Consider the following 24,877-nt stretch of genomic DNA (forward strand, 5'->3'; position numbering starts at 1 on the left):
TTTTTGCTTTACCCGATCCCCGTGACACGCGTGAGAAGGCGCGCGCCCGACCGTTTGCTTGCAAATGACGCGCCAGATGGTTCACGCAATGCAAACGACGCACCTCGCTAGGGCTGGCGAAGAGCCGCAAACGAAAGGCCGGCTTCGAGCCGGCCTTTGTCAGATCGTGGTCGCAGCGGAGGTGGAAGGGTCAGTAGCGCGAGGCTGCCGGACCGCCCCAGCCGAAGCGGTAGTTCACGCCGACCTTGACGGTATGCTCGTCCTCCCGGCCGCGAACGCCGACGACGTCGGCCGGACCGGAGGTGATCGTCGTGCTCCCGAAGTTGTAATACTGGTATTCGGCCTTGGCCGACCAGTTCGGGGCGAACATGTATTCGAGGCCGGCGCCGACGGTGTAGCCGTCCTTGTTGTTGCCAGTGGCGGTGAAGGCCTGCGGCACGCCTGCGACGTTGACGCCAAGGCCGCCGTTACGCCAGGCGTAACCACCCTTGGCGTAGAGCAGTGCCGGACCCCAAGTGTAGCCGATGCGGCCGGTCACCGATCCGAGCTGGTCGGTGTTCGACGTCACCTGCGTGCCGAGCGGGAACGTCACGCCGTTATTGTTGGTCGGCAGCCAGGAATACTGGGCCTCGATACCCACCACCCAATTGGGCGCGAACTGGTAATCGAAGCCGCCCTGCACGCCGCCCAGGAAGCGGGCGTCGCTGGACTGGAAGCTGCTGTCGCCGGCGAACGCGCCGCCCACATGGCCGCCGATGTAGAAACCGGTCCAGTTGTAGATCACCTGCGGCGGTGTATAGGCAGGCGCCTTGGTGTAAGTGCGCGGCTGCATGTCGGCCGCTGCGGCCGGTGCCGCCAGCGCCAACAGAGCGGCTGCAGCGCCGAGAAAAATCGTCCTCATCGTCATCCCCGTTTTTTCATTTACGACACTCAGGAAACAAACAGGCGTGAATTGGGTTGCTTCGCGGCGATGCCGGAACGTTGATCGTTCGTTACTGTGACGGAGCGGCAACATCGCGATTTTGTTCCATCACGCAGGTTTGGGACGGTAGTTTTCTGTCGCCCGCAAAACCCGCCGTGATGATTTGTCGCTAGCCGGAATCACCCCGTTCAAAGCTCGCCGAAATGTGATCCAGCGGCTCCAGCTCTGTCCTAGCACCAGCGGATGAAGGCGGCCTTTGCGCTACCGCGCCATCTTTTCCAGTTCCGGAAAGGGTGCGTAAACCGCGCCGGTGCAGAGCTCGCCGGCGCGATCGACGACGCGGTCGCCCCGCCCGTTGACGAACACGGCGGCCCGTTCACGCATGCCCTTGTAGCTGCCGTCGGTCTCGCGTGGCGTGAAGCGCAGGCAGGCGACGTAGAACTGCCGGCCGCCGATCTCGCGCAGCACCGGGTCGGCCATGCTGGCCTCGCGGACACCGACGGGATTGTTGAGATAGGCGCGCATCAAGGCCAGCGTGTCACTGCGGAAATTGTCGGGAAACGGCTGTGGCCCGCCGGCCTGGCTCCCCTCCATCAGGGACGGGCGATCACCGTCGCTGCCGAAACATCCCGCGAGCGCCAGCGGCAATGCCAGGATCAATCCCAAGCGCACCGCACATCTCGCCAATCGCCTCACAGCTCACGCTCTCCGCTCGAACAGACTCGGAAGACGTTCCAGCCCAAGGTTGCAATGCTGCCTGTCTAGAGGTGTTTTGCCCGACGAGTCAACGGATTCGTAAAATCCGCAAGGCCCTGCCCGCAAGCCATTGATTCAGCTGATGGCCGCCTACTGTGCATGGGGTTGTTTTCGAAATTCTCGTTTGCGGCCGTAAAACGCACCGCCCCGCCGCCGCACCTTGCGCTTTCGCACGAGGCATGACGAACGGGACGGGCCTGAAATCCGCAACGCGGCGGCGGGGCAATGCCAGGGATACCGCCGCGCGGGATCAGTCGTTAGCTGCGCTTCTCGGTGGTCGTCGGATTGGTCGCGTCCGGCTGCGCCTTCAGCGACTTCTTGGCCGACAGGTGCTTGTGGTGATGGCGATGGGTGCGCACGGTCTTGTGCTCGTCGGGCGTGACCGCGGCGTTCGCATTCATCGCCTTCGATTTGGTGTCGACCTTGGCGTCGGCCTTGACGTCGGCGGGCTTCGCCGCAGAGGTCTTGCCATCCGAGCTCTTGGCATCGGCCTTGATGCCGGCATCCGGCTTGACGGCGGTGGTCGCCTTGGTCTGGCTCTGGTCCGCCTTGATCACGGGCGTGGTCGTGGTGGTCTTGGCGGGTTCAGTGGCGAAGGCAGGAGCCGCGATCACGGAAGCGGCAAGCAAGGCGGCAGAAATGGTCTTCAACATGGTGTGTCTCCTCTTGGAAGGATCTCGAGGCGGCGCCCTCTCGCCGACCCTTCGATCGTAGGTGGGAGCCTAGGTCTGGCGCACTGAACCCAGTCTGAAGCCGGCTGCCAGCTTCCGTTCATCTGGATGACAAGTTTGTCATCCATCCCCGGGGCAATGCATCGTGCGAAGCGGGAATGTTTTCGCCCCCAGGGTGTTCCGGTCTTTGGGCAATCGTGTAGGATCGCCACGTTCCATACGGGAGAACTTCAATGCGCAAACTCTCAATGCTTGTTGTTGTGCCGAGCTTGGTCGCCATGTCGCTGGCGGCCGCGCCGGTGCTGTCCAGCGCTTATGCCGCCGGCAGTGACGAGCCTTCATCGCCCCCGAAATCGGACTCCTCGTCCAAGAAGGGCAAGAAGAAGAGCTCCTCCGTCAGCGACCCGAAATTCCTCGCGGCCTATCGCACCGCTTACACCACGATCTACGACAACCACGACTACGCCGGCGCGATCGGCCAGCTGAAACAGCTCAAGCGCGACGACGTCGCCGACGTCGCCAATCTGATCGGCTATTCCTACCGCAAGCTCGGCGACTACCAGTCGTCGAAGATCTATTACGAGCTGGCGCTGAAGGACGATCCGAATCACGTCCGCACCTGGCAGTATTACGGGCTCTGGCAGCTCGAACAGGGCAACCGCGAGCAGGCGCAGTATCACCTGAACAAGATCGCCTCGCTCGCCGGCACCGACAGCTCCGAATATCGCTCGCTGGCGGCCGCGCTCGACAAACCGACCGGCGCGACGCTGGTCTACTGACGCCGGCGCATCTTCGATTGATACGAACGGGCACAACCTTACGGTTGTGCCCGTTCTGCTTTCTCGGCTAGCTTCGCGCACCCAATCTCCCCTCGCTAATTGGTGCGCAATGGACAAGTGGCTGCGATCCGCGATCGACTACATCAGTTCCTGGATCGAATTCCAGCACACGACCATCCAGCAGCCCGGTGTCATCGTCGCCTTCGCCCATCAGGGCGAAATCGTCGCCGAGCACGCATTCGGCCTCGCCAATCTCGACACCGGCGAAAAACTCACCCCCCGCCACCGCTTCCGTATCGCCTCGCACTCGAAGAGTTTCACCTCGGCCGGCATCATGAAGCTGCGCGAACAGCGCAAGCTAAGGCTCGACGACGCCGTCGGCCAATATGTCGGCCGCCTACATCCGCGCGTCGCCGAGACGACGATCGCGCAGCTGCTCTCGCACACCGCGGGCCTGACGCGCGACGGCGCCGATTCCGGCCAGTTCATCGACAGCCGTCCCTATCTCAACGCTAGGGAGCTGCTTGCGGAGTTGAAGCAGCCCACCGCAATCGAGCCCGGCACGCGTTTCAAATATTCCAATCACGGCTTCGGCCTGATCGGTCTCGCCATCGAAGCCGTGACGAAGGAGCCCTACCCCGTCTGGATCAAGCGCGAGATCATCGAGCCCGCGGGCCTGCGCGAGACTGAACCGGACGCTCCGATGCCCAAGGGCGCCTCATTCGCCCGCGGGCACACGCGAAAGCTGCCGCTCGGCGAGCGATGCGTGATCCCTGGCGACAATCCGGCTCATGCGATGGCCTCCGCCGCGGGCTTCATCGCCACCGCCGGCGACACCGCGCGCTTCTTCGGCCAGCTTGCGCCCAATGCGAAAAAGAGCGTACTGTCGGTTGCGAGCCGCCGCGAAATGACGCGGCATCACTGGCGCGTCCCGCAAAGCTTCGAGGGCTATTACGGCCTGGGCGTCAACGCCGGCAAGACCGACGGCTGGGACTGGTTCGGTCATGGCGGCGGCTTCCAGGGCTACATCTCCCGGACCTGCTCCATTCCCGGGTGCGAGCTCGCAATCAGCATCCTCAGCAATTCCATCGACGGCGCGGCGCCGTTCTGGATGGACGGCGCGATGCAGATCCTGCGTATCTTCAAGACGCGCGGCGCACCCGACCGCCGCGTGCGCGACTGGACCGGCCGCTGGTGGACGATCTGGGGCGCGAGCGACCTCGTGCCACTCGGCAACCGCGTGCTGGTCGCCAATCCCCAGTTCAACAATCCGTTCATGGATGCCGCCGAGATCGAGGTCACAGGCCGCGACACCGGCAAGCTCGCCTGGGCCGCGGGTTACTCCAGCCATGGCGAGCCGGTCCGCCGCGTCCGCGACAAGCGCGGCAAGGTGAGCGACATCTGGCTTGCGGGGGCCAATATCAAGACTGCGAGCGTCGTCGCGAGGGAGCTCGAGCGGAGATACAAGCCTCGTAAGCGCCGGCCTGTCTAGTTGGAGCATGATCTATCGGAAAACCGCTATGCACTGTTCCGGATCATGCTCTACTCCCTGATCAATCCCTCGACCTCCCCCCGCAACGCCTGCCGCGAGCCGTCGCGCGAATAGAACATGTGGCCGCCGGGATAGACGACGAATTTCACGCGCTGCGTGACGAACGCCGGCAACTGATCCAACACCCGCCTCGATCCGAAATAAGGCGTGGCGAGATCGAACAGGCCGTGCGCGACCAGCACGTTGACCTTCGCGTCGGTCGCGAGGATCTGGCGCAGATCGGACACCGACTGCGGCGGGTTGATGCCGCGGCCGAAATCCCAATGGCCCTCGACCGCGCCGTTGAGGACTTCGTAGGAGCCGTCCGGCCGCCACTTGAGCTTTCGCGTGAGGACGTCGACCGCAGCACTCGTCAGCGGCGCCTGAAGCGCGTCGCCGGAAGGATCGCCGAAACGGGAATTGCCCGAGTCCGGATAGGGATCGAAGCCGCGCACCGAACCATCGTAGCGTCCGGTCACCTTGCCGTTCCTGCGATCGAACTCGCGGCGGAATTCACCAATGTCGAAGCGGCCCGCCAGCCTGCGGCTCACCGCCTGGTCGATGCTGGTGAGCTCGGCGACCTTGTCGGCAAGGCGATTGGTCGCCTCCTTGTCCGCCTCGCCCTTGACGAGGTCGGCCAGAAACTCGCCGCGCGCGTAAGCCTCGACATCGGCGAGATCGGCGCGCTTGACCGGACCTTTGGCTTCACGCGCCACCGCGACGTAGCTCGGCAGCGTCGCGACATATTGCAGAAGGCTGGTGCCGGTGAACTCGCGGAAATCGAGCAGCGGCGAAACCAGGATCAATCCCCTCACGCCGACGCCATGCTGCATCTGCAACTGGCGCACCACCTTCGGCCCGCGAATGCCGCCATAGCTTTCGCCCGCGACGTATTTCGGCGAGGTCAGCCGGTCGTGTTTCTCGAGCCAGCGGCGGATCACTAGCGCGATCGCATTGGCGTCGCCGTCGACGGAGTAGAACGATTTTCGCGCGTCCTCGCCGCTCGCGATGAAACGGCTATAGCCGGTGCTGACGGGGTCGATGAAGACGAGATCGGTGAAGTCGAGCCAGGTCTCCGCATTCGGCTTCACCTCGGGTGAGGCCGACGGCGACAGCGCCTCGCCATCGAGCGGCAGCCGCCACGGTCCCGCCGCACCGAACTGGAGCCATGCCGAGGACGCGCCAGGCCCGCCGTTGAACAGGAAGGTCACGGGCCGCGTCGCGGGGTCGGCACCGTCGAGCTCGTAGGAGGTATAGGCGATGTCGGCCAGCGGCTCGCCCTTGCCGTCGAATACGCGGATCGAGCCGGCGGTCGCCGCGAAGTTGAGGGTGCGGCCGGGCAGATCGAGCGTCTGCTTCGTGGTCGAATCCGGCGGCAGACGGTGCGGCTCGGCAGCCGACGGCGAAGCCTGCGCCGCGCCCTGCGCGGCACCGCCGCGCCCGCCCTTCTGGCCCGTCGGCGCCGCCGTCTCGTTACGCGGCTGCGGCGGATCGTCCGCGCGCGCAAAGCCTGCCAGCGCGAAAGCCGACACGGCCAGCACCAAGGCTGTGCAACGCAGTGCCGGCGAGCTCATGACCATGATCGTCCTCCCTGTCGGCTGCGGCAGCCGGCGCCGAGAGACTAGCCCGGAATTGCGACGGTTTGGGGGATCATGGTCCCGGCCAGTCCTGGAGCGGCCGACCGGGCTCGAAAACGGCCGGTTTCGCTCCGAATCCGGCCGTCACCCGTTGCGTTGAGGATCGGTCATCCTCGACAATGCATGCCCACCTCGTATAGACGAGCGCGGCGGAACTTATCTCCAGCCAGCGGCCCTGCCGAAAAGCCATGACCAAGCCAGCGCGATACGACCGGATCGCCTTCGTCGCGAGCCCAAGCAGCGAGGCGCAGGCCGCCTTCGGCCAGCTCACCAGGGACTATGGCAATTGCTCGCCCGAGGAAGCCGACGTCGTCGTCGCGCTCGGCGGCGACGGTTTGATGCTCCAGACACTGCATCAGAACATGCACACGGGTAAGCCGATCTACGGCATGCACCGCGGCACGGTCGGCTTCCTGATGAACGAATATTCGACGCACGATCTGCGCGCGCGGCTCGAGGCGGCGCATGAATCCGAGATCAATCCGCTCTTGATGCGCGCTACCGACGTCAACGACCGCGTCCATCTGCATCACGCCATCAACGAGGTCGCGCTGTTCCGACAAACCTACCAGGCCGCGCGCCTGCGCATCCTGATCGACGAGCGCGAGCGCATGCCCGAGCTGATCGCCGACGGCATCATGGTGGCGACACCGGCCGGCTCGACCGCCTACAATCTGTCCGCGCAGGGCCCGATCCTGCCGATCAACGCCGCCCTGCTCGCGCTGACCCCGATCAGCGCCTTCCGCCCGCGTCGCTGGCGCGGCGCGCTGCTGCCCAACACCGCCTATGTCGTGATCGAGGTGCTGGAGGGCGACAAGCGCCCGGTCGCGGCAGTCGCCGACCACGACGAGGTGCGGGACGTCCGCCGCGTCGAGGTGCTCTCGGACAAGACCATCTCGATGCGGATGCTGTTCGACCCCGGCCACAGCCTCGAAGAGCGGATTCTCCGGGAGCAGTTCGGCTATTGAGCCCCCTGCCCGGCGTGCCGCCGGGCGGCCGCCGGCAACGCTTCGTTAACCCCCGGCGGGATATGGTTAACGAGAGTTGACCGCTTCGGCCCGGGCGCCATGTTCCGCATCGATTTCAACAAGCTGCGCTTCCTCGTCTGCGACGACAATCCGCACATGCGCCGCATCCTGCGGACGCTGCTGCATTCGTTCGGCGCGCGCGAAGTCTACGAGGCCGAGGACGGCGCCACGGCGCTCGAAATGTACAGCCATTACGTCCCTGACATCGTCATCACCGACTGGGCGATGCCGATCTTTGACGGGCTCGAGCTCGCGCAGATGATCCGCCAGCCGGAATCGAAGGGTAACCCCTACGCGCCGATCATCATGCTGACCGGCCATTCCGAAAAGCGCCGCGTCACCGTGGCGCGTGATGCCGGCGTCACCGAATTCCTGGCCAAGCCGATCTCGGCCAAGGGCCTCTACCAGCGCATCCTCAACGTCGTCGCCAATCCCCGGCCCTTCATCAAGACCAAGACCTATTTCGGGCCCGACCGGCGCCGCAATACCAACTCCGCCTATATGGGCCCCGAACGCCGCGTCGGCGAAAAGCACGAGGTCATGCAACAGCCCTCGCTGCTCGACAAGGCGCGGTCCTCCATCTAGCGCAACGTCTTCAGACGAGGCAGGCATCATGGCGAAGAACAGCGCAAAGGACATCGAGGTCACGGCCTTCGCCACGCACCAGGTCATCACGCAGCCCAATCCGCTGCGCAAGGTCCTGCGCCGTATCGAAGAGAAGGACATGGACGATCCGATCGGCCGCGCCGAGCAGGCGCTCGCCGGCCTTTCCGGTGAGTTCAAGGATTGGATGACGACCGAGGTCAATCGCCTGTCGGCCGCCTACGTTGCCGTCCGCCATGAGGGTTTCAGCCAGGAACGGCGCGACGAACTGTTCCGCGCCGCGCACGACATCAAGGGCGACGCGGCGACGTTCGGCTATCCGGCCGCAGCGGGCGTTGCCGAAAGCCTGTGCCGCGTCATCGAGCACGCGCCGGATCTGGAAAAGGTGCCGGCCGAGCTGTTCACGCACCACATCAACGCCATCCTCGCCATCCTGCACGAGAACACCAAACTCGACAGCATCAGCGTCTCCGCCGAGCTCAGCCGCCGCCTGCGCAAGGTCGCCGACGATTATCTCGCCCAGGTCAACCACGACCGCCCCGAGCATCTCGAGGCGATTCTCGCACCGAGCATCGTGCCGGCGGAGTAAGAACTCTTTCCACTCGTCATTGCGAGCGCAGCGAAGCAATCCAGAGTCTTTCCGCGGCGGGATTCTGGATTGCTTCGCTGCGCTCGCAATGACGGAGTGTGAGGATACTCTATCGCGCACAACAGGTATCGTAGGGTGAGCAAATCGGAGCGTGCCCACGTTCTGTCGCCATCATTGATGGATGGTGGGCACGGCGCGTTGCGCCTTTGCCCACCCTACGGCATCTCGCTACGCCGCGATTAGATCGTCATACGACGAATCGATCTCGTCCTCCGCGACCACCTCATCGCAGAACAGTCTCGCCTCTTCGCGCGCGGATTCGGTGGCGAAGCGGCGGAGCAGGACCATCAGCGGCTCGGCGGCACTGCTGTCGGTCTCGCAATGGGTCAGCACGCGCTCGACCATGCGACGGCGCAGCCGCACCGCGCCGTCCTCGCTGTCGACAAAGCCCTGCTCGTGGCAGGCATCGAGCGCGACCTGGAACGCCGCGAACGTCGCCTCGGGCAGCCCGGCGCGACGCAGCAGCGCGTGCAGGCTGTTGCCTCCGCGATCGTGCAGCAGCGCCGAGACGCGCGCCAGCGGCAGGTCGGCGAGCTCGGCCAGCGCCGCGTCGAACAGATCGAGATTGCTCGAGAGCAGCGCCCGCAGGATCAGGCCGGCGGTGAGCTGGCCGGTGACGCGCAGATGATGCACCAGGCCCTGCATGTCCTCGCCGCGCGAGCGCGCCGCGATGTTCACGGTAGAGCGGTCGCGCGCCTCGATCGTGATGCGCTCGGCGCGATCGGCGCTGAGCCAGTTCCGGGCCACGACGAATTGAGCCAGCGTCTCGGACAGTTTGGCCACCAGCGCGGCGCGCGTGGCTGACGGCAGATCATCCAGCACCAGCATCGCCTCGCGGATCGCGGCGAGATGGCCGTGGCGCTCGACGATGCGATTCCAGGAGAACGGCGCGAGCTCGGCATGGGGATTTTCGATCAGCTCGAGCGCGGCCGCCGCACAGCCGACTTCGGCGATCGCGGCACACACCGAGACCGGCAGCGCGATGCGGCGCGCGACCGCGCATTGCACCTCGTCATTGCCGGTGGCGACGATGTCGACGAGATCGGCATCGATCAGCAGCGGTGAATGTTCGAGCACGGGCAGCGCGACGGTCGGCTGGTCCGCCGACAGCGCCCGCACGATCGAGGCCGGCGCCTCGGTGCTGCGCGCAAACGCCTCGGCCATCGCCTGCCGCACCAGCGGCGAGGGATCGTCGAGCAGCATCAGCAGCGCGCCTTCGGCGGCGACGCGGTCGTCGTGGGAAAGGTCCGAGATCAGCAGGGCACGGGCCAACGCCCGTGTCGCCTCGGCCCGCTCGCCGGCGGGTGCCGTCCTGATCCAATTGATGAACTGCCGAACAATCATGCTGCTTCCGGCTTACACAACAAACAAAAACGGTGACGGCTCGTCACCCGCAACACAAAATAAACCACGACGCTTAACAAAGCGTTCACCATAACTGGCTGGTTTTATTGATGATTTGTTAAGGGCTGGGGAGCCGCCTTGCGCTCGCGTGCCCCGGGCACAGCGCAGCAGTAATGCGCTGCTTAGCCGGGCCCACTTCGCAGCATGGGTCCCGGCTCTGCGCAGCAGCGTTTCACGCTGCAGCGCGTCCGGGACACGAGAGTTGGAAATCAGCTCGAGAAGGTGCCGCTGCGATCGCTGAACAGGTCGAGCGGCTGCGGCGGGCGCACCTCGGGCGTTGCTGACGCAACCGAGGTGAGCGAGGCGTTGTTGCCCCACAATTTCTGCACCGTGGTCGAGACCGGCTGCGTGGTGTCGCCGGGCTGATAGATCGAGCGGAAAGCCGGCGTGACCGGCGTGTTGTCGGCGACCGTCGCTGAAGTCGATGACGTCGCGCTCACCGGCGTAACGTTATTCGTATTGGGGAAGGTCTGCAGATAAGCCGCGTTGTCGATCATCGGCGCAGCCGGCTGCACGCCATTGGCGCTCGCGACCTGCGTCGTCGAAGGACTGTCGCCATACATCGCCATCGCGCTGCGGGTCGTCTTCGAATTCGCCGCGCTGGCGTAGCGCGCGTCGAGCACCGAATACACTTCGGAGACGCTGCGGGCGCGGCCATCCCTGGCGTAGAAGATCGAGCGATTGGCGGAGGCCGCATTGGGAAACAGCCGAGCCCCGACCGCCTGCGGATTGTCCTCCGCATTGGCGATCAGCTTTGCCGCGCCACCGACGCCCATGAAATGCGCCATATAGAGTTCGCTGTCGCTCGGCCTACGGCCGAGCAGGCCGGTAAGCTTGAAGCTGTTCGACTGCGTCAGCGCCGCGGCCATGCTGGATGCGGCATCCGGATCGTCTCGCAGCTTCATGATCGACTGCTTCATGAAGGGGTCGTCGACGGTGTAGGTACCCGACGATGTCCTGGTGATGGCGTCGGCATAGTTGCCGTAGCCGAGCTGGGTACCCGCCTCCTTCACCGTGCCGAGCCAAGTCTGGTCGATGAACTGGAAGAGCCCGTGCGCGGACGATGTGGTGGCGCCCGCGGTCGGATCGAAATCCGATTCCATCTTGGCGGTGGTCAGCATGTACTGGAAGCTGACGCCGGTCCGGCTGGAGACCTGCTTGATCGCACCGGCGACACGTGCCCGCGTCGGATCGAGACCCGACGTCTGCGAGGCACTGGAATTGTCGACCGACATGCTGAAGTGCCCGCTCCGCGCGGCGTTGGAGGCGCCGGCAATTCGGCGCCCTGTCGTCTCACCGTGGGACAGGTATGGTTAATGCGGGGTTAATTTGGCCCTTGCCGTCATTCCGGACATTGCGAAGCGATGAGCCCGGAATCTATTCCACCACGCGTTATGCCGCACGATGGATTCCGGGCTCGCGCTGCGCGCGCCCCGGAATGACAAGTCACTATTTCTTATAGACCGCGTCGGGATCGAACAGCCGCTCTGCGTCGACGAACATCAGCTTCGCACCGCCGCCGTCGGCTTCGACCTTGCGATAGAAGCACGACCTGCGCCCGGTATGACAGGCCGCGCCAATCTGCTCGACGCGAATCCAGACCGCGTCCTGATCGCAATCGGTGCGCATCTCGACCACGCGCTGGGTCTGACCTGAGGTCTCACCTTTTCGCCACAAGGCCTTGCGCGAGCGGCTGAAGTACCAGACCTCGCCGGTCGCAATGGTCTTGCGCAGCGCCTCGTCGTTCATATGCGCGACCATCAGCACGTCGCCGGTGGCGACGTCGGTCGCGACGACCGTCACCAGCCCGTTCGCATCGAAGCGCGGCAGGAAGGAAAGCCCTTCCTCGATTTCATGGGAATGAGCGGACACGACAAACCTTGCCAGTCAACTCGCGAGGTCAGCGCTGCAGACCTCGCACCAGGGACAGGAAACGGGCCTGCTCCGCCGGATTGTCGCGGAACATGCCGGTGAAGCGGCTGGTGAAGGTGGAGGCGCCGTGCTTGGCGACACCGCGCACCGACATGCAGGTATGCTCGGCCTCGATCAGGACGGCCACGCCGCGGGGCTTCAGGATCTCGTCGATCGCCGCCGCGATCTGCGCCGTCAGATGCTCTTGGGTCTGGAGCCGGCGGGCGAAGATGTCGGTCAGGCGAGCAAGCTTGGACAGGCCGACGACGCGTTCCACCGGCGTGTAGGCGATGTGCGCCTTGCCGTAGAACGGCATCATGTGATGCTCGCACTGCGAGGTGAACTCGATGTCGCGCACCAGCACGAAGTCGTCATAGCCGGCGGTCTCGCCGAAGGTGCGGTCGAGTACCTCGGCCGGGCACTGGTGGTAGCCCTGGTAGAGTTCGTCGAAGGCCTCGACCACGCGGCGCGGCGTGTCGAGCAGACCCTCGCGCTCGGTGTTCTCGCCGATATAGGCGAGCAGCGTCTTCACCGCCGCTTCCGCCTCGGCGCGCGCGGGGCGCGGCTGGTCGGCGCGGACGGCGGCCGCGAGGAATTCGGCAGGATCGAGCTCGGCCGGGCGGCTCTCGAGCGGCTTGTTGGGGCGGATCGGCTTGATTGTCGCGTCCATGTCTACTCCGTTCGACGGCCTCAAAGGCCGGAGTGTCACCGGCAGACGGGGCGGCAAGCCGCCAGACGCCTGGAGAGAACAGTTTTGGTGAACAGGTCCTTGGGTCAATACGCTGGCGACGCAGATCTGGATCACCGCCGCCGCACCGCTGGACTGTTTTTCCACCAGTTCCGTCCCTATATAGGGCCCTGGACGGCGCCCGCCAAGGCCGATCGGGTGCGGAAGTGTTGGACTCCATCACATGCTGAACGACATCTATAACAAGCGGATCATCGAGCTGGCCGGGAATATTCCGCGCCTCGGGCGGCTGCCGGACCCCGATGCCACCGCCACCGCCCACTCCAAATTGTGCGGCTCGACCGTGAAGATCGATCTCAAGATGGAGGGCGACACCGTCACCGACTTCGCGCATGACGTGAAGGCCTGTGCGCTGGGCCAAGCCTCTTCATCCATCATGGCAAGTCACGTGGTCGGCTCGACTGCGAGCGAACTCCGTGAGTTACGCGAAACCGTTCGCAAGATGCTGAAAGAGAATGGCACGCCTCCGGGAGGCAAGTGGGAGGAAATCAAATTCCTCGAGCCGGTCCGCGACTACAAGGCGCGGCACGCCTCGACGCTTCTGACCTTCGATGCCGTGGTCGACGCCATCGGCCAGATCCAGGCGAAAGCCAAGCAGCCCGCCGCGGCGCAGGGCTGACCCCCTCGTCCGCCAAGTTTCCGGGTTCGCGCCGACGCACGCCCCGGAATGACCATCAAGGAAGTCCGCTTATTTCTGCGCGCCGGCGCTCGGCGCCGTACCGGTCGGCACCATGGCTTCCGCCGTCTTGGTCGACCTGGCCGCCTGCTCCGGTTCCGTTCCGAACCTCGCCTGAGTCTTCGGCGCCAGCTCTGCCATGGCCGGCGCAGTGATATCGACATGCGGCAGCACGTCGGCGACGAGATCCGTCGTCACGAGATTGGTGAGCTTCAACTCGCCTGCATCCAGCTCGTGCAGATCTTCCCAAGGCGGCACGCTGAGCGCGAGCGACAAAAGATCGCCGGCACCGCCCATGTCGAAGGTGTATTTGGCGAGGCGACCGATGTCGCGTTCCACGATCATCAGGTCCTGCGCGCTGTAGCTTGCCGCCTTGGCATCGTCAGCGCGGTCGCCCATCCAGATCTGGTGAACGCGGACGTGCGCGGCTTCCGGCACGTAGCGCTTCTTGCCGGCCAGCAGCAGGAACACGCACATGGATTCGCAATAGGCCTCGGACGCAACAGCCGGACGGGCCGACGGCCCGCCACGGTTCGGCAGGCTGATGCCGACCGTGGTCAGCAGACCGAGATTACGGAAGCGCCGGCCGAGCGTGATCGCGTCGTTGACGGAACCGCCGCTGGAATCCAGCACCACGGTGGCGCCGCCAAGCTGGCGTCCCTGGGCAAAGTCGTCGAAGTCCTTGGGCGTATCGGAGGTGATGATGCCGACCGCGCTGACCCAGCCGCGGCAGTTCGGCTCGCAGGCGATCCAGCTGAACTTCATCGGCAGCTTGCGCTCTTCGAGCGCGGCCCCAGCGCGGGCCGAAGACCCGAATGTCGCGAGGGCACCAGCCAACGCGACCCCACAAGCGGCGGTTCCCACCAGCAACCAGCCGCGAAGTTTGAGCGACTTCAGAAGTTTCAAACTGGTCCCTTCCCCAAGCCCCAAGGCGATTCAGGCAAGCCCCGTTTCGACGTTCCAACGAGTCTACACATGGACGTCATAAAAATGGTATCCGGGGGAATACAGATCGTCCATAGGTACTTGCTGCACTGCTCCCAAAAAGCACGTAAAATATGGCGCATAAACAACAGCTTGCAGTTCCCTGCGCCGGAACCGCGCAACACCTCGCCCATGATCGCAGCACACCGCCCATGAAGCATTCAGCCTGCGAGCACTGTTCCACTCCCGTCGACGGCGCATGGCGGCTGCCGCGCAGATTCGGCCGCGCGCTGATCTGGCTCTACCGGCACACGCTCTCGCCACTGGTCGGATACAATTGCCGGCACCTGCCGACCTGCTCCGTCTACGGCGATGAAGCGATCGAGCGGTTCGGATTGTGGGCGGGCGGCTGGATGACGCTGGCGCGCCTGCTTCGCTGCAATCCGTTCGGCACCTCGGGGATCGACAACGTTCCCCTCACCGCGCCGCAAGGTGCGCACTGGTATCTGCCCTGGCGTTACGCCCGCTGGCGCGGCGTCAACGCACTCTGAGTATGCTGCGGTGCTTTGCGCATCGCTGCCCTGAGCGGAACCGGAACTTTCACGTCGCGTTGCTGTGATGCTCCGCAGGGAGGAAAACAACAATGCGCTGGAAAATCAGCCCTCATTTCCACTTCAGGCCCGGTCCTTATCTCGGCCCCAGGGGTCACCACCACCATGACCCCAGGACGCTCGACGTCCTCGCGATCATCGCCCTGCTCGCACTCGTTTTCGGCTCCGGCTGGTATCTCGCGACCAGCCAGGCGACGCCGCCGAGCACCACCGCATTCGTCGAACCAAGCCAGAGCGTGCATTGGTAGTCGTAGTCTAGAGGTCCAGCACCAGCCGTTCGGCGTCGGACCCCGCTACGCAAACCATGAGATAGCGCTCGCGCTCGTAGGGCGACAGGATGCGGTCGCGGTGCACCGGCCTGCCCTCGATCCATCCGACCTTGCAGGCGCCGCAGATGCCGCCACAGCAGGAGGTCGCGACGTCGATGCCGCCTTCCTGCAACGCGGCCAGCATGGTCTGGCCGGCACGGACCTGGATCTCGGTGCCCGAGCGCGCCAGCGATAGCGTAAAGGGCTTTGCGTCGGGATCGATGACCGGCGGCGGCGCGACGAAGCGCTCGATGTGAACATTGGCCGCGGGCCATGCAGCCGTCACACGCTCGAAATCGTCGGTCATGCCTCCGGGGCCGCAGCAGGCAACCAGCGTCTCTGATCCAGCCTCCCCGACGAGGGCCGCAAGATCGGGGCGGCCGGTCCGGGACGTCCGGTGCACGACGACCCGTCCCGCTTCAATCAGCGCGCCGAGATGAGCCGCAAGCGGCACCTCCTCGCGCACGATCAGATGCAGTGCGTAGTCGGCCTCTCCGGCTCGTTCGAGATGCCGCGCCATGGACAAGAATGGGGTCACGCCGATGCCGCCGGCGACGAACACATAGCGTGCGATGGGCGCACCGGGGTCGAGCCCGCCGCGCGGCAGAGAGACGCCGATGACATCGCCGACAGCGACCTCGTCGTGCAGCGCACGCGAGCCGCCACGCCCGTCCGCCTCGCGTTTGACCGCAATGAGGTAGCGCGCATTGTCCGCGGGCTCGTTGCACAGCGAGTAGGTGCGAACCAGGCCGTTCGGCAGATGCAGGTCGATATGCGCCCCCGGCTTGAACGGCGGCAGTTCCCAATTGTCGGGGTCGGCCAGCGTGAACAGCTTGATCCCTTCGCCGGCCTTCTCGATGGCTGTGACGACCGTCTTGACCGTCGTGATCGGGCGCGCCTTCATGCCGCGTTCCGCACGGTGTCGCCGACCTTCACCACGCCGCCTTGCAGGATCCTGCAATTGAGGCCGGAGCGATTGATCAGGGGATCGAAGATCGCCTTGCCGGTGATCTCCTCGATATGCCGGCACGGGACCGACAAGCGCGTCGCTTCCAGCAAAGTCTCGCCCAGCCAGAAACGACGGCCGACGAGATGATTCAACGGCACGCCCTCGACCGTGACGTTGCGCCGGTGCTCTTCGGGACCAAGCTCAATGCCGGCGTCGCGCTTCAGCGCAACCAGCGTCTCGAGCTCGAACAGGGTGACCTGCCGGCCCTCCTCGGGCTTGTGGGAGTAAAAACCTGCTTCGTTGCCGATCATGTAGCGATCGCCTTCGATGCCCCGGCCAGCGACGAGATTGATCGATTCAGCGGCGCGCATCGGCAGGAACGCGCGCGGGCAGAAATGGAGAAAGCGCACCACGCCGGTCCAGCCGAGTTGTGCTGCGGTGTGCGCCGGGCCGGCGCTGACGGTATCGAGCATGACAAAATCCTTGTGAGGAGCGAGGACGCGCCGCCGGCAGCGGCGCGCCGAGGGATCAGGTCAGTTCCTTGTTCGCCATCTCCGGCGCCAACGTCGTGGCGGTCGCGGTGATCGCGGCGCAGGCAATGAGGAACAGCGAGACCGGCCAGGTGGCCCCGCCGCTCCACGCCATCAGAGACGCCGCAATCAACGGCGTCAACCCGCCGCTGAGGGCCGCACCGACCTGGAAGCCGAGCGAGGCGCCGCTGTAGCGCAGCCGCGCGGAGAACAGTTCGGAGTACCAGGGCGCGCCGATGCCGAACATCACCATCTGGCCAAAGGTGATCGCGACCACGATGGTGCAGATAACGATGGTGGGATCGCGGGTATCGAGCAGCCAGAACAGCGGAAATGCAAACAGGGCCGAGAATACGCAGCTCGCATAGAACATGGTCTTGCGGCCGACGAGGTCGGACAGCCAGCCGAACAGTGGAATGGCGAACAGCGCGACCAGCGACGCGGCAAAGGCGCCGTTCAGCACCACGGTGCGCGACAGGCCGAGATTGGCCGTGGCGTAAGACATCACGAACACGCCGCCGATGCTGGCATAGGCGATCTCGGAAATCTTGAGACCTACCGCGGTGAAGAACGGTCTGCGATGGTGCCTGAAGATCTCGACCAGCGGCATGCTGGCCACTTCCTTCTTGGCCTGCACCTGCCGGAACGCCGCCGTCTCTTCCATGTTGAGGCGGATATAGAGACCGACGCCGACCAGCAGGATAGAAATCAGGAAGGGAATGCGCCAGCCATAAGCCATGAAGTCGCTTTCCGGCAGGCTCGCCACCAGCGCGAACATGCCGATCGCGGCGAGATTGCCGATGGGGTTACCGACCTGCACCATGCTGCCGAGCAGGCCGCGCCGGTGGGTCGGGCAGTTCTCGACCACCATCAGCACTGCCCCGCCCCATTCTCCACCGAGGCCGATGCCCTGGAGGAAACGGAGGCCGATCAGCAGCAGCGGCGCGGCGATGCCGATCTGCTGATAGGTCGGCAAAAGGCCGATCAGGAAGGTGCCGATGCCCATCACCATGATGGTGATCGCGAGCATCGCCTTGCGGCCGACCCGGTCGCCGTAATGGCCGAAGATCGCAGCCCCGAGCGGCCGCGCCAGAAATCCAACGGCATAGGTACCGAAAGCGGCGATGGTGGCGAGCGTGGGATTACCAGCGGCGAAGAAGACCTTGTTGAACACCAGCGCGGTCGCGGTGCCGTAGATGAGGAAGTCGTACCATTCGACGGCGGTGCCAATCACGCTCGACCACACGATCCGTCGCAAGCTCGCCGCCTCGTCCGGCGCTACGTTCAGGGTTACGTCGTCTGCTACGGTCATCGATCTCTCCAGAAAGGTACCGGCATCAGGTGATTTTGTCCGCGGAGCCCATCGGCGGGCGGACGGTAAAATCGATCATGTTTACTAATGGAAATCAACGCCGCAGGACGGGGCAAATGCCGCTGATCGCGGCAGAGAGCATCCAATGCCCCAATTTTTGGCTATTATCCGAGATATACCAGCAAAAATGCCCACATTATCTGCGGCCTTGCTCGAAATTTCCGCGCGATAGTTTTCCCATGGAATACACCTGCACACGGCCGGATTGGCCCATCCGGGCCGCCGGGCTGGCAGTTCGGCCGCATCTGTTGCAAAAGAAGCCCAGCAGTTCGGGAGACTCATGCGTGCTTGACGTCAGCAAAGCGACCGCGGTCGGGGCCAACATCCGCCAGGCGCGGATTGCCAAGGGCCTGACGCTGGACCAGCTTGCCAAGCAGAGCGATCTCACGCGCGGCTACATCTCGCTGGTCGAGCGCAATCTGAAGATCCCCTCGCTGGCTGCGCTGCTGCGGATGGCCGCCGCGCTCGAGGTCAATGTCGCGAACTTCTTCGACCCCAACGCCGAGCCCGCCCCGCGCTACACCCTGTTCCGCCGCGAGGACGGCAACGTACCGCTGTTCCAGGACAATTTTGGCGTGGTCCCGCTGGTCACCGGCCGCACCCGCAAGATGATGGAGCCGTTCCTCCTCAGCCCGCCCCACAAATCGGCGACGCGCGCCTCGCATGCCGGCGAGGAGCTGCTGTTCGTGATCAACGGCAAGATCGCGATCAAGCTCGACGGCGAGGAGCTGACGCTCGGCAAGGGCGACTGCCTGTATTTCTCGGGCGAGACGCCGCACGAGGTCAGGAGCCTCGGCCGGCAGAAGGCGGAAGTGCTGGTCGTGGTGGCGCAGAGCTCTTAACGCCGGGTCTCGGCGAATAGCTCAGCGGAACCAGTAGAAGCGCCCGGCCGGCGGCGGGATCGGCTCGGGCGGGCGCGGTCGCCTGGGACGCGGTGGTTTGGGCTGTGGCTCATCCGACGAGATCGTCTCCGCCGGCGCGGTCTCGGTCCCCGGCACCTTCACTGACAGCAGCAGATTCGACTCGTGCATGCGCCAGCGATAGCCGACGCCGAAATCGATCGGTTGGGCGCGCGCGAACAGTTCGGCGTAGCGCTCCTGATAGCGGCCAGGGAATTCGCCGATCGGTCCGAGATACCGGCCGAACGGGAAGAACCGCCACTGTCGGGCGTTGTAATTGGCCAGTGGAATGCCGGAATCGTCCTGGATGATGGTCGCGCTGTTGGTGAGCAGCCAGTCACGGGTGACCGCGAAGTCGCCCTTGTGCAGGAGATAGGATGCACTCTTGAGCAGACTGTTGCCGGGCCCGAGCGTCTCGCAGAATTTCAGGAAGCCTGTGTTGCGCGCGCCGGCATTGGAGAGATCGGTCGAAAAATAATACAGCGTGCGCGCTTCGCCATCGGGGCCCGCAAAGGTGATGCGGACGCCGTGCGTGGCGTTCGGCCCCGGATTGTCATTGCCGGTGTGCATCCCGCCCTTGGCGTCGAGCGCGACCATCTCGACATTGCGGATGGTCTTGCCGGAGCGCGCCAGGAAGACATAGAGGATGGGCAAGGTGCCGTTGACCTGGTTGGCGTGCAAATCGACCTTCATCTGCTTGGTGATGAAGAACGAAAAGCTCAGGATCGAGCCGAGCGAGCGCTCGACATTGTAGAGCGCAGCGCCGACCGACCCGCGCGGCAGCCGCGTCAGATCGGGCACCGCGCCGACCGGCTCCAGGGCGCCGAGCACGTAGGTGCTGGCCTTGGAATAGAAGGCGTTGGCGTAGAGGAAGTCCGGGCCGCTGAACATGTAGAACATGGTCGGCCTGGGAGCGGCGAGATTCACCTCGGACCAGGCGCGGATCTTCGAGAGCTGCCGCTGCTCGAGCTGGCTGAAGGCGCCGTCGAAGAACTTTGCGTGATGCTGCCAGGACGGGTCTTTGGTCAGCGGCACCAGCGGCGAGTCCGCCGAAGGCTGCATGCCCGCGAGGAAGCGCGCGGTGTCGTCAAAGGTGGCGTCGGCTGCACGTGCGATTGAGACGGCCGCAGCCAGCAGGGCAAATGCGACGGCCGCAATTCTGAAGGCTGCAAGCATGTCTATTCGCGATCGTGTGAATTGCCAGCGGCGACCGGCCGCCTGCGGAAAACAGCATAAATCAACAGACCCGAGAGCATCACGAGCATTCCCGAGAGCGAATGCATCGGCCGCTCGGTCAAAAGGTAGTACATCATGAAAGCCGTCACGAGCAGGAATACGAGCGGCGTGAACGGGTATCCCCAGGCACGATAGGGCCTGGGCAGGTTGGGATCGGTAATGCGCAGCTTGATGACGCCGGCGACCGTGAAGAACGAGCAGAACAGCAGCGCGAACTGGATGAAGTCGAGCACCGCCTCGAAGCTGCGCGTGAACAGAAGCAAATTGGCGACCGCAAGCTGAAACAGGATGGCATAGGCCGGCGCCCCGCTCACCGACCGCTTCGAGAACACGCGAAGAGCCGGAATGTCCTCCCCCATCGTCATCATCACGCGCGGGCCGATCCACATCATCGCGCTGATCGAGGAGATCAGGCCGACGCAGATCATCGCGCCGACGATCCGGCCGCCGAAACTGCCGAAGATGGCGCTACCGGCGACGCTGGCGACGTCGAGCTGGCCGGCGAGCGCACTGACGGGCGTAGAGTAAAGAAACACCGCGTTCAGCGCGACGTACAGGACGAGCACGATCAGCGTGCCCGCGAGCATCGCACGCGGCAGATTTCGCTGCGGCATGTTCATCTCGCCGATGATGTAAGTCGCGGCATTCCAGCCCGAGAACGAGTACATCACGAAGACGAGGCCGATCGCGAACGGCGCGCTGACGATATGGGCGAGATCGCCCGGCTGCGGCGTGAAGGCAATCGGCTGCGGCACGCCGATGATGAAGCCAGCGACCAGGAAGGCGACGATCAGCACGACCTTCAAAATGGTCGAGATCAGCTGGAAGGTCGAGGAGTGCTTGACGCCGGTCAGTTGCACGATCGAGACGAGCCACACCACGCCGATGGCGAGCGGGATCGGCGGCAGATCGGGCACGACCGATTTGGCGTATTCGCCGAACGCCATCGCGGCGAGCGCAACCGGCGCTGCAAATCCGACCGTCGCCGAGACCCAGCCGGCGAGAAAGCCGAAGGCGGGATGATAGGCACGGCCGAGGAAATTGTACTCGCCGCTCGAGCGCGGAAACATCGCCCCGAGTTCGCTGTAGGAGAACACCCCGCACAGCGCGACGATGCCGCCGACGGTCCACAGCAGCAGGATCGAGAAGCCCGACGGGATGTCCTTGACCTGAAAGCCGAGGCTGGTGAAGACGCCGACCCCGACCATATCGGCAACGACGATGGCGGTGGCGACCAGAACGGAAACCCCTGACCCGCTTCCGGTCAGCCAGCCAGTCCGGGGCGCGGGTCCCGCATCAGATGCCGTCATCGGGGTCCTTAAACCTCAGGCGTCACGCCTCATGGGAAGCATCGTGCAGTTCGGTCCAGTCAATTCAAGCAGGGTTAACAAGGGTTAAATGAGGCAGCCGAAATAGGTAATTCAGCACCTCTTATGCATCCTCTTGGACAATAAACCGGCGGAGACACCGGAACATCCCGAGTCTCTCCCCCACAATCAGGACACGATTGCATGGTCCTTTTGAGCGTTCCGGATGTGGGGAATTTTCTCCGGACGCTTAACGTCGCCTAAACGCCAGTCGGCTCAATTGTCTTAAGATGCCGATGAGCGTGACTTGGGTCGTGACTTTGGGGTCATGGGTGGATGGTCGGGGCCGTTCCGAAATCAAGAGCTGATGGTCGTGCCGATCGGACCATGTCCGGTCGGCGCGGTCGCGCGCTCCGGATCGGCCTGATCTCAGCCTTGGTGCCGATGTCCTTGACGCTGGTTCAATGCGGCAAGGCGCCGAACCCGGCGACACTGGCGGCGAACTCGCAGGCCAATGTGCAAGTGGTCAATCAGGTCGTCGCCAAAACCAATCCGCAAACCACCAATCAGCAAGTCGCCAGCGGCGACACGTTCGAGGACCGCTTCCCCGCCCCGCAGTTCAGGGAACGCTTCCCCTCCGCGAGCGAGAGTTTTCTGCAACGGCAGATGTCGGACTTCTCGCCGAAGCGCGCCGTGCAGCAGCAGGCGCAGCCGGAGCAGGCACCCTACAAGGTGGCCTCGCTCGCCCCGCAGGTGCCGTATCAACGCCCGCAGCGCGAGGACCTGACGACGCTCGTCAGCATGAAGTCGTCCGCCTTCCCCTATTTCGGCAACAACCCCGCGTCCGACGCGCCCTTCCTCAACATCTCCAAGGGCGACCGCCGCGGCCATCGCAGCTATTCGGGGCGCGTCTACTGGCAGGACGAGACTTACAGCGACAGCCGCGTGCTGGTGCACGTCCCCGAGCATTTCGACGTGCGCAAGCCGGGCGTGATCGTGCTGTTCTTCCACGGCAATGGCGCAACACTCGAGCGCGACGTGCGCGACCGGCAGCTGGTGCCGCAGCAGGTGACAGATTCCGGCGCCAATGCCATCCTGCTCGCGCCGCAGATGGCGGTCGACGCCGCCGATTCCAGCGCCGGAAAGTTCTGGCAGGCCGGCGGCCTCAAGCGCTTCATGGAGGAGTCGGCGAGCCACCTCGCCCGCCTCACCGGCGATCCCAACAGCGCTCGCGCCTTCGCCAATATGCCGATCGTCATCGTCGGTTACAGCGGCGGCTTCCTGCCGACGGCCTGGAGCCTCGAGGTCGGCGGCATCAGCGACCGCGTCCGTGGCGTCGTGCTGCTCGACGCCGTCTATGGCGAGATGGACAAGTTCGCCTCCTGGATCGAGAGCCACCGCTCCGGCTTCTTCGTCAGCTCCTACACCCGCTACACCGCGCGTCGCGACCGCGAGCTGATGAGCATGCTCAGGCAGAAGGGCATCAGCGTCTCCGAGGACATGGACGGCCCGTTACGTCCCGGCAGCGTGGTGTTCGTCGAGACTGGCGAGGGCATCACCCACCGCGACTACGTCAATCGCGCCTGGACGCAATATCCGCTCAAGGACGTGCTGGTGAAGATGGCGGCAACGCCGGCACTGGCGCTGACGCGCGTGGCGGCGGCGGCAAGCCGCTAGATATTGCGCGAACGGATCTTGCTGCGCCAACCTCAGGTCTTGGGCAGCTTTGGAATGCTCTCGGCAAAGCCATTGTAGCAAGCCAGCCGCTCATCCTCTTCCTTGAAGAATTTGCAATCGGCGTAGCCTTTGGCCTTCGCCGGCTTCGGCTTCGGCGCCGGCGGGATGATTGCATCGTAGCAGTTGAGCCGGTCCTTGGTGCCGTCGTCGATGTCCAGGCAGGCCTGCAGCCGCGCCGCGATGGATTGCGGCTTGCCCTTCGGCGCCGGAGTGGCGGTCGCAGCCGCGGCCTTCGTCCCCTTCGGCTTGACCTGCACCAGCGGCTTGTCCCCCACCATCGGTGGCTTGTCGGTTTGCGCAAACGCGGAGGCTGAATAGAGCACCGCGGCAACCGCCAGAATCATCCTCATTTCAGTCAACTCTCTTTGGTCCCCATGCCCGCCTTCTAGCGCTCCCGCGCGCGGTTTGCCAAGCGCCTTCCGCGCTGGAAAACGCGGGTCAGACCGTCGCCGCAGTCGCCGGCCGGGGCCGGGTCAGGATCACCAGGACCAGCGCGGCCACGACGAAGCCGACCGCGACGAAGCCGAGCGGATGCAGCATTTCGCGGGCGAACAGCAATCCGCCGATGGCGGAGCCGACCGCCTGGCCGATGTAGAGGACGGAAGTGTTGAGCGCGACAGTTGCCGACGCAAGCTGAGGTGCCGCCGCGACCAGCCGCACCTGCTGCATCGAATTGGTCGAGGCAAAGCCGAGACCCCAGATCGCGACCGCGCCCACCATCAGCACCAGCGTGCCGGCGCCGAGCGCCCAACCCGCGATGCCCGCCAGCAGCAGGCAGGTGAACAGCAGCGAGGTGCGATAAGGCCCCCAGGTGTCGACGATGCGGGTCGCGATGACGACGCCGAGGAAACCGCAAACGCCATAGATGCCGAACACCAGACCGATCGCATCGGGGCTGGCGTTAGTGAGCTTCTTGAGCAGCGGGCCCATGAAGGTGAACACCACGAACTGCCCGGCCATCTGCAGCATCGTGATTGCCAGCAGCAGCAGGATTGCCTTGCTGCGGCCGACCGCGCTCCAGGTCTTCAAATCAACAGGCGTGCCCTTCAATCCTGCCGGCAAGCGCAACAGCAAGAGCAGAAAGCTGATGCAACCGAGTGCGCCGATCCCGCCATAGGCCGCCCGCCAGCCATAGCGGCTGGCCATGAAGGTGATCAGCGGCAGGCCGACGGCGGCAGCGAGCGACCAGCCGAGGAAGATGTAGGCAATCGTGCTGCCGCGCCGCTCCACCGGCACGATCAGCGCCGCCGTGCCGGCCGCCTGCGGCGTATAGAGCGCGCCGACCGCGAGCATGACCAGGCGAATGACGAGGAGGCTGGTGTAGTCGGGCGCGAAAGCCGAGGCGAGATTGCCGAGCGCCAGCACCGCCAGCGTCGTCGTCAGCAGCGTCTTCCGTTCGACGCGGCTGGTGAGCCAAGCCGTGAGCGGCGAGCCGATGCACAGCGTGGCCGCACCGAAGGTGATCAGCAGCGCGGCCGTATGGATGCTGATGCCGAGCCCAGCCGACAGCTCCGGCAGCATGCCCGCCGGTGCCAGCACCGAGCTGCCGGTGACGAGATTCCCAAGCATCAGGGCGGTTGGCGCGAGGTGGCCGGCGGCGGGCGGTTTTTGCATGCAAGTGCATGTAGAGCGGCCGCCGGCTAGTTAAAGGGCGCAGCGCGAAATAGTTGGCGTACCGCGGCTTTTGCG

General features: G+C 64.7%; 26 protein-coding genes. 10 read left to right on the forward strand and 16 right to left on the reverse strand.

Annotated elements, in window-relative coordinates; genetic code table 11:
* Positions 1–190: 190 nt before the first annotated feature.
* The 3 genes from HYH08_RS16540 to HYH08_RS16550 form a co-directional block, all read right to left on the reverse strand.
* The gene (locus tag HYH08_RS16540; protein ID WP_220010859.1) at positions 191–901 is read right to left on the reverse strand and encodes an outer membrane protein; all 711 of its coding nucleotides are present in this window, start codon (positions 899–901) and stop codon (positions 191–193) included.
* A 282-nt stretch (positions 902–1,183) separates the two neighbouring features.
* Positions 1,184–1,618, reverse strand: coding sequence for a hypothetical protein (locus HYH08_RS16545; protein WP_220010860.1), 435 nt, complete (start codon positions 1,616–1,618; stop codon positions 1,184–1,186).
* Positions 1,619–1,935: 317 nt separating this feature from the next.
* Positions 1,936–2,331 (reverse strand): His-rich protein BRANT, encoded by a 396-nt coding sequence (locus HYH08_RS16550; protein ID WP_220010861.1) that lies wholly within the window; start codon positions 2,329–2,331, stop codon positions 1,936–1,938.
* 251 nt (positions 2,332–2,582) lie between these two features.
* Here HYH08_RS16550 and HYH08_RS16555 point away from each other — a divergent pair, with 251 nt between their 5' ends.
* On the forward strand, positions 2,583–3,128 hold the full coding sequence (locus HYH08_RS16555) for a tetratricopeptide repeat protein (RefSeq protein WP_220010862.1): 546 nt from the start codon (positions 2,583–2,585) through the stop codon (positions 3,126–3,128).
* A gap of 109 nt (positions 3,129–3,237) precedes the next feature.
* Entirely contained in the window at positions 3,238–4,620 is a 1,383-nt protein-coding gene (locus HYH08_RS16560; protein WP_220010863.1) for a serine hydrolase domain-containing protein, read from the forward strand.
* 50 nt (positions 4,621–4,670) lie between these two features.
* Here HYH08_RS16560 and HYH08_RS16565 read toward each other — a convergent pair whose 3' ends face one another.
* Positions 4,671–6,239: a S10 family peptidase gene (locus tag HYH08_RS16565; protein WP_220010864.1), complete on the reverse strand. Its 1,569-nt coding sequence runs from the start codon at positions 6,237–6,239 to the stop codon at positions 4,671–4,673.
* A gap of 245 nt (positions 6,240–6,484) precedes the next feature.
* Between HYH08_RS16565 and HYH08_RS16570 the strand changes: the two genes are divergently transcribed.
* The 3 genes from HYH08_RS16570 to HYH08_RS16580 all read left to right on the forward strand — a co-directional run bounded on the left by HYH08_RS16570 (position 6,485) and on the right by HYH08_RS16580 (position 8,516).
* Positions 6,485–7,264, forward strand: coding sequence for an NAD kinase (locus tag HYH08_RS16570; RefSeq protein WP_220010865.1), 780 nt, complete (start codon positions 6,485–6,487; stop codon positions 7,262–7,264).
* A gap of 99 nt (positions 7,265–7,363) precedes the next feature.
* The gene (locus tag HYH08_RS16575; RefSeq protein ID WP_220010866.1) at positions 7,364–7,909 is read left to right on the forward strand and encodes a response regulator; all 546 of its coding nucleotides are present in this window, start codon (positions 7,364–7,366) and stop codon (positions 7,907–7,909) included.
* Positions 7,910–7,937: 28 nt separating this feature from the next.
* Positions 7,938–8,516 (forward strand): Hpt domain-containing protein, encoded by a 579-nt coding sequence (locus HYH08_RS16580; RefSeq protein WP_220010867.1) that lies wholly within the window; start codon positions 7,938–7,940, stop codon positions 8,514–8,516.
* Between the two features lie 228 nt (positions 8,517–8,744).
* On the opposite strand, the gene HYH08_RS16585 is transcribed toward HYH08_RS16580, so the two are convergent.
* The 4 genes from HYH08_RS16585 to folE form a co-directional block, all read right to left on the reverse strand.
* Positions 8,745–9,920 carry a DUF2336 domain-containing protein gene (locus tag HYH08_RS16585; RefSeq protein WP_220010868.1) on the reverse strand — a complete coding sequence of 392 codons (1,176 nt, stop codon included), beginning with the start codon at positions 9,918–9,920 and terminating at the stop codon, positions 8,745–8,747.
* A 269-nt stretch (positions 9,921–10,189) separates the two neighbouring features.
* On the reverse strand, positions 10,190–11,215 hold the full coding sequence (locus tag HYH08_RS16590) for a lysozyme family protein (RefSeq protein WP_220010869.1): 1,026 nt from the start codon (positions 11,213–11,215) through the stop codon (positions 10,190–10,192).
* 214 nt (positions 11,216–11,429) lie between these two features.
* Complete coding sequence (gene hisI, locus HYH08_RS16595) at positions 11,430–11,852, reverse strand: phosphoribosyl-AMP cyclohydrolase (protein WP_220010870.1); 423 nt, start codon at positions 11,850–11,852, stop codon at positions 11,430–11,432.
* Positions 11,853–11,880: 28 nt separating this feature from the next.
* On the reverse strand, positions 11,881–12,561 hold the full coding sequence (gene folE / locus HYH08_RS16600) for a GTP cyclohydrolase I FolE (protein ID WP_220010871.1): 681 nt from the start codon (positions 12,559–12,561) through the stop codon (positions 11,881–11,883).
* A gap of 241 nt (positions 12,562–12,802) precedes the next feature.
* Here folE and HYH08_RS16605 point away from each other — a divergent pair, with 241 nt between their 5' ends.
* On the forward strand, positions 12,803–13,258 hold the full coding sequence (locus tag HYH08_RS16605; RefSeq protein ID WP_220010872.1) for an iron-sulfur cluster assembly scaffold protein: 456 nt from the start codon (positions 12,803–12,805) through the stop codon (positions 13,256–13,258).
* A 69-nt stretch (positions 13,259–13,327) separates the two neighbouring features.
* Here HYH08_RS16605 and HYH08_RS16610 read toward each other — a convergent pair whose 3' ends face one another.
* Positions 13,328–14,221 carry a COG3904 family protein gene (locus HYH08_RS16610; RefSeq protein WP_220010873.1) on the reverse strand — a complete coding sequence of 298 codons (894 nt, stop codon included), beginning with the start codon at positions 14,219–14,221 and terminating at the stop codon, positions 13,328–13,330.
* Positions 14,222–14,451: 230 nt separating this feature from the next.
* Between HYH08_RS16610 and yidD the strand changes: the two genes are divergently transcribed.
* Both yidD and HYH08_RS16620 read left to right on the forward strand, forming a co-directional pair.
* The gene (gene yidD, locus HYH08_RS16615) at positions 14,452–14,790 is read left to right on the forward strand and encodes a membrane protein insertion efficiency factor YidD (RefSeq protein WP_220010874.1); all 339 of its coding nucleotides are present in this window, start codon (positions 14,452–14,454) and stop codon (positions 14,788–14,790) included.
* 92 nt (positions 14,791–14,882) lie between these two features.
* Positions 14,883–15,098, forward strand: a complete 216-nt coding sequence (locus HYH08_RS16620) for a hypothetical protein (protein WP_220010875.1) — start codon at positions 14,883–14,885, stop codon at positions 15,096–15,098.
* A gap of 7 nt (positions 15,099–15,105) precedes the next feature.
* Here the strand turns inward: HYH08_RS16620 and HYH08_RS16625 are convergent, their stop codons facing one another.
* From HYH08_RS16625 to HYH08_RS16635, 3 genes are read right to left on the reverse strand one after another with little or no spacing between them, the layout of a single operon-like run.
* Positions 15,106–16,062, reverse strand: coding sequence for a PDR/VanB family oxidoreductase (locus HYH08_RS16625; protein WP_220010876.1), 957 nt, complete (start codon positions 16,060–16,062; stop codon positions 15,106–15,108).
* Positions 16,059–16,580, reverse strand: coding sequence for an MOSC domain-containing protein (locus tag HYH08_RS16630; protein WP_220010877.1), 522 nt, complete (start codon positions 16,578–16,580; stop codon positions 16,059–16,061). The genes HYH08_RS16625 and HYH08_RS16630 overlap by 4 nt, the downstream gene beginning before the upstream one ends.
* Positions 16,581–16,635: 55 nt before the next feature.
* Complete coding sequence (locus HYH08_RS16635; RefSeq protein WP_220010878.1) at positions 16,636–17,949, reverse strand: MFS transporter; 1,314 nt, start codon at positions 17,947–17,949, stop codon at positions 16,636–16,638.
* Between the two features lie 344 nt (positions 17,950–18,293).
* Between HYH08_RS16635 and HYH08_RS16640 the strand changes: the two genes are divergently transcribed.
* The gene (locus tag HYH08_RS16640) at positions 18,294–18,851 is read left to right on the forward strand and encodes a helix-turn-helix domain-containing protein (protein ID WP_220010879.1); all 558 of its coding nucleotides are present in this window, start codon (positions 18,294–18,296) and stop codon (positions 18,849–18,851) included.
* 21 nt (positions 18,852–18,872) lie between these two features.
* On the opposite strand, the gene HYH08_RS16645 is transcribed toward HYH08_RS16640, so the two are convergent.
* A complete protein-coding gene (locus HYH08_RS16645; protein WP_220010880.1) occupies positions 18,873–20,084 on the reverse strand; it encodes a hypothetical protein in 1,212 nt (403 codons plus the stop codon).
* A gap of 2 nt (positions 20,085–20,086) precedes the next feature.
* Positions 20,087–21,454 (reverse strand): APC family permease, encoded by a 1,368-nt coding sequence (locus tag HYH08_RS16650; RefSeq protein WP_220010881.1) that lies wholly within the window; start codon positions 21,452–21,454, stop codon positions 20,087–20,089.
* A 333-nt stretch (positions 21,455–21,787) separates the two neighbouring features.
* Between HYH08_RS16650 and HYH08_RS16655 the strand changes: the two genes are divergently transcribed.
* Positions 21,788–23,128 carry an alpha/beta hydrolase gene (locus tag HYH08_RS16655; protein ID WP_220010882.1) on the forward strand — a complete coding sequence of 447 codons (1,341 nt, stop codon included), beginning with the start codon at positions 21,788–21,790 and terminating at the stop codon, positions 23,126–23,128.
* 32 nt (positions 23,129–23,160) lie between these two features.
* On the opposite strand, the gene HYH08_RS16660 is transcribed toward HYH08_RS16655, so the two are convergent.
* Positions 23,161–23,538 carry a hypothetical protein gene (locus tag HYH08_RS16660; protein WP_220010883.1) on the reverse strand — a complete coding sequence of 126 codons (378 nt, stop codon included), beginning with the start codon at positions 23,536–23,538 and terminating at the stop codon, positions 23,161–23,163.
* An 88-nt stretch (positions 23,539–23,626) separates the two neighbouring features.
* Positions 23,627–24,802 (reverse strand): MFS transporter, encoded by a 1,176-nt coding sequence (locus tag HYH08_RS16665; RefSeq protein WP_220010884.1) that lies wholly within the window; start codon positions 24,800–24,802, stop codon positions 23,627–23,629.
* Positions 24,803–24,877 lie beyond the last annotated feature (75 nt).

The sequence above is a fragment of the Bradyrhizobium sp. BR 10289 genome, from assembly GCF_019455385.1.
Classification (GTDB): domain Bacteria; phylum Pseudomonadota; class Alphaproteobacteria; order Rhizobiales; family Xanthobacteraceae; genus Bradyrhizobium.

Excerpts from the sequence above, each read along its gene's own strand:
- HYH08_RS16660 (WP_220010883.1), bottom strand. The coding sequence starts at position 23,538 with ATGAGGATGATTCTGGCGGTTGCCGCGGTGCTCTATTCAGCCTCCGCG.
- HYH08_RS16540 (WP_220010859.1), bottom strand. The coding sequence starts at position 901 with ATGAGGACGATTTTTCTCGGCGCTGCAGCCGCTCTGTTGGCGCTGGCG.
- yidD (WP_220010874.1), top strand. The coding sequence starts at position 14,452 with ATGAAGCATTCAGCCTGCGAGCACTGTTCCACTCCCGTCGACGGCGCA.
- HYH08_RS16555 (WP_220010862.1), top strand. The coding sequence starts at position 2,583 with ATGCGCAAACTCTCAATGCTTGTTGTTGTGCCGAGCTTGGTCGCCATG.
- HYH08_RS16550 (WP_220010861.1), bottom strand. The coding sequence starts at position 2,331 with ATGTTGAAGACCATTTCTGCCGCCTTGCTTGCCGCTTCCGTGATCGCG.
- HYH08_RS16620 (WP_220010875.1), top strand. The coding sequence starts at position 14,883 with ATGCGCTGGAAAATCAGCCCTCATTTCCACTTCAGGCCCGGTCCTTAT.
- HYH08_RS16580 (WP_220010867.1), top strand. The coding sequence starts at position 7,938 with ATGGCGAAGAACAGCGCAAAGGACATCGAGGTCACGGCCTTCGCCACG.
- HYH08_RS16560 (WP_220010863.1), top strand. The coding sequence starts at position 3,238 with ATGGACAAGTGGCTGCGATCCGCGATCGACTACATCAGTTCCTGGATC.
- HYH08_RS16630 (WP_220010877.1), bottom strand. The coding sequence starts at position 16,580 with ATGCTCGATACCGTCAGCGCCGGCCCGGCGCACACCGCAGCACAACTC.
- HYH08_RS16645 (WP_220010880.1), bottom strand. The coding sequence starts at position 20,084 with ATGCTTGCAGCCTTCAGAATTGCGGCCGTCGCATTTGCCCTGCTGGCT.
- HYH08_RS16590 (WP_220010869.1), bottom strand. The coding sequence starts at position 11,215 with ATGTCGGTCGACAATTCCAGTGCCTCGCAGACGTCGGGTCTCGATCCG.
- HYH08_RS16565 (WP_220010864.1), bottom strand. The coding sequence starts at position 6,239 with ATGGTCATGAGCTCGCCGGCACTGCGTTGCACAGCCTTGGTGCTGGCC.
- HYH08_RS16575 (WP_220010866.1), top strand. The coding sequence starts at position 7,364 with ATGTTCCGCATCGATTTCAACAAGCTGCGCTTCCTCGTCTGCGACGAC.
- HYH08_RS16655 (WP_220010882.1), top strand. The coding sequence starts at position 21,788 with ATGGTCGGGGCCGTTCCGAAATCAAGAGCTGATGGTCGTGCCGATCGG.
- HYH08_RS16570 (WP_220010865.1), top strand. The coding sequence starts at position 6,485 with ATGACCAAGCCAGCGCGATACGACCGGATCGCCTTCGTCGCGAGCCCA.
- HYH08_RS16605 (WP_220010872.1), top strand. The coding sequence starts at position 12,803 with ATGCTGAACGACATCTATAACAAGCGGATCATCGAGCTGGCCGGGAAT.
- folE (WP_220010871.1), bottom strand. The coding sequence starts at position 12,561 with ATGGACGCGACAATCAAGCCGATCCGCCCCAACAAGCCGCTCGAGAGC.
- HYH08_RS16665 (WP_220010884.1), bottom strand. The coding sequence starts at position 24,802 with ATGCAAAAACCGCCCGCCGCCGGCCACCTCGCGCCAACCGCCCTGATG.
- HYH08_RS16625 (WP_220010876.1), bottom strand. The coding sequence starts at position 16,062 with ATGAAGGCGCGCCCGATCACGACGGTCAAGACGGTCGTCACAGCCATC.
- HYH08_RS16585 (WP_220010868.1), bottom strand. The coding sequence starts at position 9,920 with ATGATTGTTCGGCAGTTCATCAATTGGATCAGGACGGCACCCGCCGGC.
- HYH08_RS16650 (WP_220010881.1), bottom strand. The coding sequence starts at position 21,454 with ATGACGGCATCTGATGCGGGACCCGCGCCCCGGACTGGCTGGCTGACC.
- HYH08_RS16635 (WP_220010878.1), bottom strand. The coding sequence starts at position 17,949 with ATGACCGTAGCAGACGACGTAACCCTGAACGTAGCGCCGGACGAGGCG.